Source organism: Nitrospirota bacterium (assembly GCA_016212185.1).
Lineage (GTDB): Bacteria > Nitrospirota > Thermodesulfovibrionia > UBA6902 > DSMQ01 > JACRGX01.
Genome location: JACRGX010000091.1, coordinates 17,246 through 29,849 on the forward strand (window position 1 = coordinate 17,246; position 12,604 = coordinate 29,849).

The window sequence follows — 12,604 nt, forward strand, 5'->3', positions numbered from 1 at the left end:
CTCTCCCTCACTTATCAAGGTGAGAGTGGAGAATTCCCTATTAACGATTGTGTAGTTTATAAAATGAACGGCATAACAAACAGCCTGTTTACATCAAGCAAGATGCCACAGCGGTTGTTAATTATCCATCTGCTTATAATTGTCCTTGCCGGCGTATTTATATACTCTAACACCTTTAATTCGCCGTTTATTTTTGATGACGAATATTATATTGTTAGTAATCCGGCCATTACCACCCCCCGGTTCTTTATTAATATTTCAAAATTAGAAACAATTATAATGAACGAACAAGTAAAACATTTTTTTCATACGAGATTTATCACTTTTTTCACTTTTATGCTGAATTATCAACTGCACGGGCTTGATGTCACCGGCTATCACATTGTTAATCTCACAATCCACCTTCTAAACGCCCTGCTTGTTTACTGGCTGGTTGTGCTGACGATGCAAACAGCCTTTTTCAGGGTCAGGGGTCAGAATTCAGAGAAAGCAATTAGCAGTGAGCAGTTGGCGGTTAGTAATAAACTAACTGCTAACCGCTATCCGCTAACTGCCGGTATCTCACTATTCCCTACTTCCTACTCCCTACTGGCGTTATTTTCCGCCCTGCTCTTTGTCGCACACCCGTTACAGACGCAGGCAGTCACTTATATTGTCCAGAGGTTTACATCACTGGCAACACTCTTTTATCTCTTGAGTCTGGTCTTGTACATAAAATGGAGGATACAGAAGTCAGAATTCAGAAGTCAGAATTCAGAAGAAGCAATTAGCAGTGAGCAGTTGGCCGTCAGTAATAAACTAACCGCTAACTGCTATCTGCTATATACTGCTTCTTTAGTATCTGCTGTCCTTGCTATGAAAACAAAAGAGATAGCCTTTACCCTGCCGATAATCATCACGCTTTATGAATTCAGTTTTTTTATGCTGAACACTGAACGCAAAATCCCCCCTCACCCCCCTTTGACAAAGGGGGGATGGGGGGATTTTTATTCATCACGCATCGCGCCTGCTTACCGGACAGGCAGGCATCACGCATCACGGTTTCTCTATCTCCTGCCTTTTCTTCTTACAATGCTGATTATCCCTTTAAGCCTGATGGGCGTAAATGACCGCATGGATAACCTGGCAGAAGATTTAAATGAAATAACAAAGTCCGGGACAAGTATGTCAAGATGGGATTATCTCTTTACCGAGTTCAGGGTGATTGTCACTTATATCAGACTCCTGTTTTTACCTGTCAATCAGAATCTTGATTATGATTATCCAATATACACTTCATTCCTGAATCCCAATGTATTTCTGTCATTTCTGTTTTTATTGTCTATTTTCGGACTTGGAGTTTATATGTTTTATTGTTCTAAAAATCCCCCTCCATCCCTGCCTACCGGACAGGCAGGCCCCTTTGACAAAGGGGGAATAAAAGGGGGTTGTTCACTGTTCACTGTTCACTGTTCACGCATCACGGCCTTTGGCATCTCTTGGTTTTTCATAACCCTGTCCGTTGAATCAAGCATTATCCCGATAACCGATGTAATCTTTGAGCACAGGGTATATCTGCCAAGCATTGGGTTAATAATCGCCTTTGTCAGCGCAGTCTTTTATGCTTTTTCACGCATTACGCATCACGCCTGCCTACCGGACAGGCAGGCATTACGCATTACGGTCTTACTGCTTGCTGCTATACTTATCGTGTTCTCCATCGCCGCTTATCAGAGGAACGCTGTCTGGCAGGATAGAATTAGATTTTGGGAAGACGTTGCAGGCAAAAGTCCTAATAAGGCCCGTACCCATAATAACTTAGGATTAGCTTATGTAGATAAGGGTCTTTATGAAGAGGCAATAAAGAAATATCAAATTGCTGTAAAACTTAAGCCCGATTATGCTGAGGCATATGATAACCTGGGGATGGCTTATGAAGAGCAAGGTCTTTATGAAGAGGCAATAAAGGAATATCAGACCGCTGTAAAAATTAATCCTCTTTTTGATCTTGCTCATAACGACCTGGGGGTTGTTTACGGAAAACTGGGTCTTTATGAAGAGGCAATAAAGGAATATCAGATTGCTGTAAAAATTAATCCTGACAATGCGCTTGCATACGATAATCTTCAGCTTATATATAAAAAATTAGGCAGATAGAATCGGTTGAAGTGGTATAATATTTAGGATGGTTCAAACTTTAAGGCTTGATATATGCTCCTCAATATAATAAGAAAGTCATTTCTTAACCAAAAAAAATCCATGGCCTTGATGATTGCCTCTGTTGCCGTCGGCACTGCCATGGCTGCATCTCTCATAACTGTTTCCCTCGGGATAAGCGGAAAGGTCTCAAGAGAGTTGAGGGCGTTTGGCGCAAATATACTTATTGAACCCGGGGTTGAAGGCATGGCAGGCGTCTCAGGACAGAAGAGATACTTAAGAGAGGAAGATATTATAAGGGCTAAGACCATTTTCTGGAGGCACAACATACTGGGGATAGTGCCTTTTTTAGAGACAAAGGGCGAAATAACAGCCGGAGATAAAACCTTGCAGGCAGTTGTTGTCGGGGCATGGTATAAAAAGGAACTGCAAGAGCCGGGCGAGAAAAAAAATTTCCTTGCCGGTATTGCAACAGTTTCACCGTGGTGGTATATAGAAGGACACTGGCCTGATTCAGGGGAGAAGGTTGTTATGGGGACCTCTTTGCTAAACAGGCTTGGGATTAGAAAAGGTGAGAGCGTTTTACTGGACGGCAGGAGTTTTCTGGTTTCAGGGGTTCTTGAGACAGGCGGCGCTGAGGATGAGCAGGTTTTTATGGATATGCAGACGCTTCAGGAATTTAAAAGCCTGAAGGGAAAGATTTCAAAGGTGTTTGTCAGCGCGCTTACAAAGCCTATGGATGAATTTGCCTATAAGGACCCTGCAAAGATGAGCCAGTCTGAGTATGAAAAATGGTATTGCACCGGCTATGTCACTTCCATAGCAAAACAGCTTGAAGAAGTTTTTCAGGGTGCGAAGGTAAAACCCGTTTGGCAGGTTGCTGAGACAGAGGGCAAGGTGCTCGGACGGCTGGAATTGCTGGTTTATATACTTTCCTTTATTGCATTGGCAGCATCTGCCCTCGGCGTTTCAACAACAATGATAATGAGTCTTCTGCGCAGGATTGAGGAGATAGGGCTTATGAAGGCAATGGGCGCTGACAGCAGGAAGATAGCATCTGTTTTTCTTTCGGAAGGGATTGTCATAGGGATTATCGGCGGGCTGGTTGGTTATGCATTGTCAATTGCCGCCGCATCATTCATAGGGTTAAAAGTTTTTAATACGGGATTTGAGCAAAGGGCAATTCTCTTCCCGGTGGCAATCGGGAGCGCTGTTTTAATTTCAATAGCAGGCACAGTGCTGCCGATAAAAAAGGCTTTAAAAATAAAACCCGGCCTTGTCCTTAAAGGCGCTGAATGAAAAATAACCGGAACAGGTCAGCAATAAGCTGGTTTTTAATGTTCTTCATAAAGTCTGTTTCCCAGAGGAAGGGGCGTGTCATAATCGCTTCAATCTCTGTGACCCTTGCAGTTGCGGTAATCACGGGGCTGATCGGAGTTACTGCCGGTATGCGTGAGAAACTCGGTTCTGAATTAAAGGCGTATGGCGCAAATATTATTGTTTCACCACAGGACGGCGGTTATCTTGATTACGGCATTCTGGGCAGTATTTCAAGACTTAAAGATGTGGACGGAGTATCAGGGCAGGTCTTTGGCAGGGCGTTTGGCAACAGGCAGGCAATTGAGATAATAGGGCTTGATACAGGTGAATTAAAAGACAAGGTATGGAGGCTCTCAGGTAATTTGCCCGGAAAGACAGGTGAAATACTTGCAGGGACTAACCTTAAAGATATGCTGAAACTTGAGCAGGGAAGTGTAATATTGCTTGAGAGCGAAGGCAGGCGCATGGGGTTTACTGTTAAAGGATTTATTGAAAGGGGCGGCGCAGAGGACGGCGCTGTCATTATGGCAATACCGGATGCATGGGAACTTCTTGATGCAAGAGATAAACTCAGCGCTGTGCTGGTTAGGGGAAGGTCAGCCGGACTAAGCGGCGTAATTAAGGGAATCAGTGATATCGCTCCGACAGCGACGGTTAAGACACTCAGACAGGTTGCTGTTGCAGAGGAGTCATTGCTGGTAAAGATACAGCTTCTCATGGCGCTGGTGACCCTGATTGTAATGTTTGCCGCAGGCATAAGCGTTGCCGGCACAATGGGTGCAAATGTCCTTGAAAGAAGGGAGGAAATAGGTTTGATGAAGGCACTGGGCGCAACAAGAAGGCAGATAAGCCGTTTTTACAGGACGGAGGCTGTATTAATAGGGATTGCAGGCGGCTTAATTGGTTATGCGTTTGGTTATCTTTCTGCGCAGGTGATTTCAAAAGGGGCCTTTAATTCATTTATCAGCATGCCATTTTATATATTCTTTTTGTCTATTATCACCGGGCTGGCGGTGTCTCTTTTCCCCAGCTATTTCCCTGTAAGGGATGCAATGAAATATAATCCTGCTGTAATATTGAGAGGGGAGTAAGGATTTACCGCGGCTTGACAATGTGTATAAAACAAGATAAAATACACATGGAGGCGACAAGAACATGAAAACCGAAACAAAGGTCAGAAAACAGTTTATCCTTGATATTGCAAAAATTAAAACCATCAGGAAAATCACAAAAGCAAAAACAGATACAGAAGCCATTAACAATGCCATGGACACCTTAATAGCTGACAACAAAATTAGAAGAGTTCTCATGTCAATTAAAGGCAAGGGAAATATTAAGGATGTTTATGGCAGATGCCAGAGTTAAAATCCTGCTTGACGCCTCAATATACATCCCCTTTGTCAATAAAGGGGTCTCCTACCCATTTCTTGAACTTGAAGTTGAAAAACCGGTGGTATACTTAAGCGCGGTGGTAATAAAAGAGCTTTATGCCGGCGCCTTTGATAATAATTCCATAGAACTCCTTGATGAATTATATGGTGTTTTTTACAGCACCGGCAGGTTGATAGTCCCTGTAGCGTCTGATTGGCAGAAAGCCGGAAAAGTTATTGCTAAACTTGGACAGAAATACGGATTTGAAGAGAAATTTTTATCAAAAATTCAAAATGACGTCTTGATTGCCCTTTCAGCAAGGCAAATCGGGGCGATTTTAGTCACTCATAATGCAAAGGATTTTTCAAGGATAAAAGAGTTTGTGGATTTTAAGGTGTATGGAGAAGGATGACAGCCACAGCAATGCGGGGTTTTGAAAAAAGTTTATACGTAACCAATAATAATAAATAAAATAGGAAATGAACATGGAAGAAAAAAGAAAAAAGGTTTCGGTAGTAATCCCCGTTTTTAACGAGGAAGCAGTGCTTCAAACTCTTTACGACAGGCTTGCAAAGGTTGCGGAGGCAAGGCATGAAGAGTTTGAATTTATTTTTGTCAATGACGGCAGCACAGACGGCTCCCTGAATAAACTGATTGAGCTTAACAGTCAGGATAAAAGGGTCTGCATAATAGATTTAGCCAGAAACTTCAGTCATCAGAATGCCCTTACGGCAGGGATTGATGAGGCGGACGGCGATGCCGTGATTTTAATGGATGCCGATCTTGAAGACCAGCCTGAGGACATTCTCAAATTTTTGGATAAATGGAACGAGGGTTATCAGGTGGTTTATGCGGTTCGCAGGTCGCGGAAGGTATCTTTGCTTAAATCGCTTATTTTTAAAATGTTTCACATGCTGAACAAAAAAATCTCCAATATTGATATGCAGATTGCCGGCATTTTCGGACTGATGGACCATGTGGTGGTTGAACAGATGAAGCGTATCAGCGAGCATAACAGATATATACCGGGGCTTAGAAACTGGATTGGTTTTAATCAGACCGGTGTAGAGGTTGACAGGGGGGCGCGTTATGATGCAAAGCCGAGGATGACATTATACAGATTATACCGCCTGGCTTTTGACAGCTTTACTTCGTTTTCCGATGTCCTGCTGTCCTTGCCCCTGCATCTCGGGATTATCCTTTCCGCGCTCAGCCTTCTAAGCATTGTTATAATTTTTATATTTAAGGTATTTTTTGATATCGGCCCATGGGGCTGGCCCTCTTTGGTCAGTATAATCCTGCTGCTTGCAGGCCTGCAGTTTTTCTTTATCGGACTTATAGGGGAGTTTATTTCGCGTATATTTTTTGAAGTTAAAAAAAGACCGTTATATATCATAAAGAGAAAATATAGATAGCTGGATGGATACTGCATTAAAAAACTGCAATCTTTGTTTTTTTAATAAATTTAAAAAAGCCGATTCTGATGTGCTGGACTTTGAATATGCATCTTCAGGCTCATATACATATTACATATGTGGGCAGTGCGGGCTTTTAAGTATTGACCCTCTCCCTGATGAGGTGAAATTGGATGAGGCATATCCGGAAAATTACCATGCTTATCACCCTCATGTTACAGCGGCTGCACGCTTTATGAAACGAAGATATTGGAAGGCAAAGGCTTTTTATTATGCAAACCTCGTTAAAAAAAATGCATCAATAATAGAGCTGGGTTGTTCCTTCGGGGACCTTTTGATGGAGCTAAAAAAAATAGGGTTTAGCAATATAAAAGGAATTGACTTTAATCAAAAGGCTGTGGAAAGGGCAAAAGAACGAGGGCTGGAAGTTATCAGGGGAGAGCTTGAGACAGTTGTATTCCCAGAAAAAAGCGCCCAATTGATTATAATGGAAAACTTTATTGAGCATGTCTATGACCCGGTCAAAACACTGCGGCAATGCCATTCACTTTTGAATGACGACGGACTGGTGGCCGGAGAAACGCCTAATATTGAAAGCTGGGATTATAAATTATTCCATAGGTATTGGGGAGGATATCACACGCCCAGGCACTTGAATCTCTTTAACAAAAAAAATTTTTATATCTTAGCGGAGAAAAGCGGTTTTGAAGTGGTCAGTATGAAAAATTTAACACAACCGGCCCACTGGGCATTATCCGTACAAAATTTTCTGCAGGACACTGTGTTGAAAAGCAATCTGAAAAACGGCAGAGCCTTTTATTTTCCGGCGCTGTTGGTTCTGTTTTTACCGATAAATCTGCTTCAGAAGTTTATATCCCAGACATCCTTGATGCAGTTTGTCATGAAGAAAAAGGTTGAGTAGTAACATTCTGATTTTTAATGCATAAATTATGCATGTGTTAAAATATGAGCGGGGGGAGAGAGCGTGAAAGTAGTTTTAATTTGGCCGAAAGGGTATGACCTGTATTATGGTATTCCCATGGCGCTGGGCTATCTCAAAAGTAATACTGACAACCATAAACATGATATCAAAATACTGGATTGTGTTCTTGAGGGCTTTGATTCCACATCATCTTAAGAAAGATACGATTGAATCTAAGAAATTTGTTTTCCATGGTAAGCAATACAAAGGTGTCATGCTGAAACTTGTTACTCCATGAGGCATAGACGGCATCTAAAACTAATATATAAGGCAAAATGAAACAAAAAGTTCAAAGATTTTTGGATAATTTCAGGTTTATCTTCCAGCCCAGAAGAAAACCCCTGTTAATTACAAGAATCGCATCCTCATATATTAAGTATATCATATACGGCGCACTGGAAAAAAAACCATTGAGGAACATAGACATTGCATTGAACTACGCATGCAATTTAGCATGCCGGCATTGTTCCTGTGAAGCGCTAAAGAGCAGCGACACCGTTCTTTCTGAAGCCCAATATTCTCAATTGGCCGGAGAAGCTGTTAAATTAGGCGCCATATATTTTGCATTCACGGGAGGAGAGCCGCTGGTAAATAAAAATTTGGAGGATATTATCCGTTTATTTTTTCCATCACGTTCTCTGATAGGATTGCAGACCAATGCGCTGCTTCTTAACACTTCCCGCATAGAGTCTCTGTACAAGGCAGGTGTGGATGTTTTGCAAGTGAGCCTTGATTCTTTCGATCCTGACGAACATGATTCTTTCAGAAACAAGAAGGGTGCATTCAGGGAGACATTGAAAAATGTGGACATGGCTTTTTTGAGGGGAATAAAAATTATTTTCAGCGTAACTTTTACACACAATAATATCAAATCTGAGGGGATATTAAACCTGCTGTCTTTTTCCGCAAGGAGCAACATTCCTGTTGTAGTATCAATACCCTGTCCGGTCGGGAAATGGAGCGGTAACTTTTCAGAGATGTTTGATAATGATGATCGCGAATACTTTGCTTTGATGCAAAAGCGATTCCCTCATCTAAGGCGGGATTTTGACTCTAATTATTTAAAGTGCGGATGTTCTGCAGGCATTGAAAAACTCTATATTACTCCTTACGGAGATGTCATCCCGTGTCCTTTTATTCATATTTCCTTCGGCAACATCAAAACCGAATCCTTATCCTCAATAAGGAATAGGATGTTAAAATTAGAGAAGTTCAGGGAATATAATCAGGTTTGCCTGGCTGGTGAAGACCGGACTTTCATTGAAAACTATATAATTCCGACTTATAAAGCAAAACAGCTTCCGCAAATGTGGAAAGATCATCCGGTACTCTCAAAAAGTCTAAAGGAAAATTACAAGGAGACATAAATGAAGTGTACATTTGTTGCGATGGGTGCTGAAAATATTTCCGTTGAAGTTTTATCTGCTATGTTAAAACTGCACGGGCATAAAACCTCTCTTGCATATGATCAGTCTCTTTTTGATGATAAGAATTATCTGTGCAACCCCCGGTTAGCAAGATTATTTGACCACAAGGATGTAGTGGTTTCTCAGGCAATAGACAGCAAACCGGACATTATAGCCTTTTCGGTTTTAACGCCTACATATAAATGGGCATTGGATATGGCAAAACGGATAAAGAGTAAAATTGACGTGCCGATTATTTTCGGGGGAATTCATCCTACAACGTTGCCGGCGCAGGTGATGAAGAATGACTGTGTTGATATGGTATGTGTCGGGGAAGGAGATTATGCATTGTTAGATTTATGCAATTCAATAGAAAAGAACAATATTAATTATTCCATCCCGAATATATGGTTCAAAAAAGGCGATAAAATAATACAAAACGAACAAAGGCCTTTAATAGAAGATTTAGATTCACTCCCCCTTCCGGATAAAGAGCTTTTTGCCTCTCAGGTGCCGATTAAAAACTATTATTTGGCGGTTACCGCGCGCGGCTGTCCGTTTGCCTGCGCTTTTTGTTCACTCTCATATCAGGCGAAGGAGATTAAACGATTGGGGGGAAAACGTTTAAGGGAACGTTCTCCGGACTCTGTGATATATGAACTAAAAAAAATGAGAGAGAAATACGGGTTTGAGTGGGTTGATTTCAGGAACAATACATTCACAGCTACGAAAAAGTGGGTATTAGAGTTTACTGAAAAATACAAAAAAGAAATTAATCTCCCATTTAAGGCTTTTGCTCATCCTGCTACTATGGATGAAGAAATTGCGTTTAAATTGAAAAAAACGGGCTGTTTCGGCATACAACTTGGAATTGAATCATACAGCGAATGGGTTAGGTCCGAAATTTTAAACAGGAAGGAGACCAATAACCAGATAATAGCCGCAACAGATGCTATGGATAAGGCGGGTCTTCCGTATTCTCTTGATTATATTCTGGGGCTTCCTAAACAGACAGAGGAAGAGCTTATTGAAGCTGCAAAATTTTTTACGACGCGCAAAAAATGCTACAGGGTATCGCCATTTATGCTTGAGTATCTTCCAAAACTTGATATTATTGAACACGGGCTCAAGTATGGCGAAATTACCGCAGAAGATATCAAACAACTGGAAGACGGTGCGCATAATCACTACCTTTCAACCGGTTCCATCGGAAGAGACCCTGAGAAGCTCAGATTTTTTCTGGCTTACAGGCTGTTGTTCCGTTTAATTCCTATGATACCGAGTTTTATAAGTTCTTTTATAATTAAGACGAAGCTGTTTAGGCTTCTCCCTTATCTGCCAATTGATTTTTTGCTGAGTTCTCTTGATATTTTCATGGTTTTTCGTCGTCATGACAGAGATGCTTACACATATGCAAAGAATTACTGGTACTGGTTTGCCAGCAGGTTTAAAAAAGGGCACCCAGCTTACAGAAAAAGAGCCGGAGCTAATGGCTAAAAATATTGATTTACTGCCTGAGGTCCACTATGAAAGCCTGGCAAATCTTGAAACCTCTTACTGGTGGCATTTAACGCGCCTGAACCGGGCTGAATATGCTATAAGGAAGTATTTTACCGCTCCCTCGGAATTAAATGTTCTTGATTACGGCTGCGGCACCGGCGGTTTTCTGCATGAATTAAATAAAAGATTTAATTTTAAAAGCTGTCTTGGCGTTGACGCTTCTCCGCTTGCTGTCCAATATGCAAAAAAATACGGCGACCATTATGCCGTTATCAATTCCGGCGATTTAAACCCGGTGCGCGGCAAAGACCTGATTCTGATTATGGATGTCATGGAACATATCAAGGACGATGAAGGCTTTGCAAAAAGTCTTATTGACATAATGAGTCCGGGAGCCTATGCGTTAATTATGTCGCCGGCTTTTCCTGCCCTTTATTCAGAGTGGGACAAGGTGCTTGGGCATTACAGGAGATATACAAAAAAGAGTCTGGGGGATGTGTTGAATAAATCAGGGGGAACGGTTGTTTGCATGGAATACTTTTTTAGTTTTCTGGTCCTTCCTATTTTTTTAAGGAGACTGCTGAAGAAAAGCTACAAAGATGACAATTGCGAATTTCCGCCTGTTCCTCCGGTACTTAACAGAATTTTATTGTTCTTCAGCCGTCTGGAAATGCTTGTATCAAGGTTGATAAGATGTCCTGCCGGAACTACAATTATATGTTTAATGAAAAAGAAATGATTAAAACAGGCTCTAAAAATGGATCATAAAGAAAAACTTCAGACTGTCGCAGGGCGTTTAAAATCTCCGTTTCTTCAAAATCTGCCGTATCTTGCCGTTTTACTGCTTGCGAGTTTAGTTATCTATAAGGATTACTGGCTTCTGAACAAGATATTTACAGGCTCGGATTTTGTGCAGGCATATGTCCCGCTTGCAAATTTTCAGTCCGACTGTCTGAGGGAATTAAGCTGGCCTCTCTGGAATCCGTATATGAATTTCGGTTTCCCGTGGGTGGGGCACTATCTCAATTCATCTTTATTCCCTACGCATATGATACTCGGCTTTCTGACTAAGTGGACCATGGAAACCTATCAGATTGAACTGCTTTTCTGGATAGTACTCGGAGGATTCGGGATGTATCTGTGCGTTATTGAGCAGGGCTTTTCAAAAAGGTCTGCGCTTATTTCAGCCGTAAGTTTTATGTTCTGCGGCCAGATGACTGCACTGCTTCAATGGGGAGGCATGGTTTATAATGCCGCGTGTTTTCCGTTTTTCCTGCTGGGGTATTTTAAGGCAAAGAACTCGGGCAGTCCGCTTAGCATCATAACGGTTTTATTCCTTGTAATGGCAATTTTTGGCGGTTACGTTCCATCTGTAGTTTTAAGCATATACCTTTTTGCAGGATATGTTATTCTCAATTCTCTGAGCAGGAAAGAGATTGTCTTTGGAATAAAGTTTCTGGCAGTAAACCTTATACTGGCCGCTCTCATAACACTGCCGCGGCTGCTTCCCTTATATAATGCGACCGGCTCAACGCCGCGCCTGCATGTTGTTGCGTCAGACCCCCGTTTTGGCATTATATCCTTATATAATTTTATGACCTTCCTCCTTCCGGTAAAATATTATTTCTCATTGTATTTAGGAGAGTTGGCTGTGATAGTTCTCATATATTCAATCAGTAGGAGAAAATTCAGATTCAATTCCTTGTTTGTTATGTTCCTTGTAAGCGCATGGATTTTGCTTGTGGACAAAAGCGGCTCTCCTTCAGTTCTCCGTCAGATAGCTAATGCGGTTCTGCCGTTTATGAAGCTCATCAGACTGGATTTTATCTACTGGTTTTATCCGCTGATATTTGCGATCCTGTATTTGTCCAGATATCTGGATGATTTTTTCAGCGAAGAGAATATAAAGATAAAATTGCTTACGGTATTTGTTTTTATCGCACTTTTGTCGCTTTTGTTTTTCAAGGAATATAATGCTGCCATTTACTACAGGGCATATCTCGTCCATCTTAGTCTTTCTGTGCTGTGGCTTTGCACAACTTTTCTTAACAGAAAAAGGACAGTGCAGACACTTATAGTAGTTGTCTTGCTTGCGACAGAGCTTTCTTTGGTCATTCACAGGGTTGATATAAATGAGCCGCCGGTGAGGAGCGGAGCATCTGTTGAGATGACGCTTACGGACCAGAATTATGTCAGCCAGTCTTTTCAGGACGCTGAACTTGTGGCTGACAGGATGAGAATTAGTTTTACGCAGGACCACTTAAGACCGTCAATCAGTGACAGCCGAAACCGGCCGTATCTTGTGTCTGTGACTCCGGGGTCCCCATATCCTAACTATATTGAAGCGATGAATCAAAAACTGTTTGTGGGGTGGTGGTACAACCAGCAGGAAAGTTTTAACTTTGGCAGGCTGAAGGAAAGTAATGAATTTCGGATGCTTGAAGATCAGCCGTTGTTCCTTTACTTTAACCGCC

The 12,604-nt window shown here is 41.7% G+C and carries 12 protein-coding genes; all 12 read left to right on the forward strand.

All coding sequences use genetic code 11. The features are described 5' to 3' along the window. Positions 1 to 63 precede the first annotated feature (63 nt). Entirely contained in the window at positions 64 to 2,136 is a 2,073-nt protein-coding gene (locus tag HZA10_10780; GenBank protein MBI5196788.1) for a tetratricopeptide repeat protein, read from the forward strand. A 54-nt stretch (positions 2,137 to 2,190) separates the two neighbouring features. Continuing rightward, positions 2,191 to 3,435, forward strand: coding sequence for an FtsX-like permease family protein (locus HZA10_10785; GenBank protein MBI5196789.1), 1,245 nt, complete (start codon positions 2,191 to 2,193; stop codon positions 3,433 to 3,435). After that, positions 3,432 to 4,547, forward strand: a complete 1,116-nt coding sequence (locus HZA10_10790) for an FtsX-like permease family protein (protein ID MBI5196790.1) — start codon at positions 3,432 to 3,434, stop codon at positions 4,545 to 4,547. Before HZA10_10785 ends, HZA10_10790 begins: the two co-directional genes overlap by 4 nt. Before the next feature lie 64 nt (positions 4,548 to 4,611). Continuing rightward, positions 4,612 to 4,821, forward strand: a complete 210-nt coding sequence (locus HZA10_10795) for a hypothetical protein (GenBank protein MBI5196791.1) — start codon at positions 4,612 to 4,614, stop codon at positions 4,819 to 4,821. Next, on the forward strand, positions 4,802 to 5,239 hold the full coding sequence (locus HZA10_10800) for a type II toxin-antitoxin system VapC family toxin (protein MBI5196792.1): 438 nt from the start codon (positions 4,802 to 4,804) through the stop codon (positions 5,237 to 5,239). Before HZA10_10795 ends, HZA10_10800 begins: the two co-directional genes overlap by 20 nt. 73 nt (positions 5,240 to 5,312) lie before the next feature. Then, complete coding sequence (locus HZA10_10805) at positions 5,313 to 6,242, forward strand: glycosyltransferase family 2 protein (protein MBI5196793.1); 930 nt, start codon at positions 5,313 to 5,315, stop codon at positions 6,240 to 6,242. Positions 6,243 to 6,246: 4 nt separating this feature from the next. Then, positions 6,247 to 7,164, forward strand: coding sequence for a class I SAM-dependent methyltransferase (locus HZA10_10810; GenBank protein MBI5196794.1), 918 nt, complete (start codon positions 6,247 to 6,249; stop codon positions 7,162 to 7,164). 63 nt (positions 7,165 to 7,227) lie between these two features. After that, a complete protein-coding gene (locus tag HZA10_10815) occupies positions 7,228 to 7,380 on the forward strand; it encodes a hypothetical protein (protein ID MBI5196795.1) in 153 nt (50 codons plus the stop codon). 119 nt (positions 7,381 to 7,499) lie between these two features. Further along, positions 7,500 to 8,591 carry a radical SAM protein gene (locus HZA10_10820; protein ID MBI5196796.1) on the forward strand — a complete coding sequence of 364 codons (1,092 nt, stop codon included), beginning with the start codon at positions 7,500 to 7,502 and terminating at the stop codon, positions 8,589 to 8,591. Beyond that, on the forward strand, positions 8,592 to 10,127 hold the full coding sequence (locus HZA10_10825; protein MBI5196797.1) for a B12-binding domain-containing radical SAM protein: 1,536 nt from the start codon (positions 8,592 to 8,594) through the stop codon (positions 10,125 to 10,127). Then, positions 10,120 to 10,869: a class I SAM-dependent methyltransferase gene (locus tag HZA10_10830; GenBank protein MBI5196798.1), complete on the forward strand. Its 750-nt coding sequence runs from the start codon at positions 10,120 to 10,122 to the stop codon at positions 10,867 to 10,869. Before HZA10_10825 ends, HZA10_10830 begins: the two co-directional genes overlap by 8 nt. 18 nt (positions 10,870 to 10,887) lie before the next feature. Continuing rightward, positions 10,888 to 12,604 (forward strand): hypothetical protein (locus tag HZA10_10835; protein ID MBI5196799.1); only part of this gene is annotated, 1,717 nt, incomplete at its 3' end.

Excerpts from the sequence above, each read along its gene's own strand:
- HZA10_10825 (MBI5196797.1), top strand. The coding sequence starts at position 8,592 with ATGAAGTGTACATTTGTTGCGATGGGTGCTGAAAATATTTCCGTTGAA.
- HZA10_10795 (MBI5196791.1), top strand. The coding sequence starts at position 4,612 with ATGAAAACCGAAACAAAGGTCAGAAAACAGTTTATCCTTGATATTGCA.
- HZA10_10830 (MBI5196798.1), top strand. The coding sequence starts at position 10,120 with ATGGCTAAAAATATTGATTTACTGCCTGAGGTCCACTATGAAAGCCTG.
- HZA10_10810 (MBI5196794.1), top strand. The coding sequence starts at position 6,247 with ATGGATACTGCATTAAAAAACTGCAATCTTTGTTTTTTTAATAAATTT.
- HZA10_10785 (MBI5196789.1), top strand. The coding sequence starts at position 2,191 with ATGCTCCTCAATATAATAAGAAAGTCATTTCTTAACCAAAAAAAATCC.
- HZA10_10805 (MBI5196793.1), top strand. The coding sequence starts at position 5,313 with ATGGAAGAAAAAAGAAAAAAGGTTTCGGTAGTAATCCCCGTTTTTAAC.
- HZA10_10800 (MBI5196792.1), top strand. The coding sequence starts at position 4,802 with ATGGCAGATGCCAGAGTTAAAATCCTGCTTGACGCCTCAATATACATC.
- HZA10_10790 (MBI5196790.1), top strand. The coding sequence starts at position 3,432 with ATGAAAAATAACCGGAACAGGTCAGCAATAAGCTGGTTTTTAATGTTC.
- HZA10_10780 (MBI5196788.1), top strand. The coding sequence starts at position 64 with ATGAACGGCATAACAAACAGCCTGTTTACATCAAGCAAGATGCCACAG.
- HZA10_10820 (MBI5196796.1), top strand. The coding sequence starts at position 7,500 with ATGAAACAAAAAGTTCAAAGATTTTTGGATAATTTCAGGTTTATCTTC.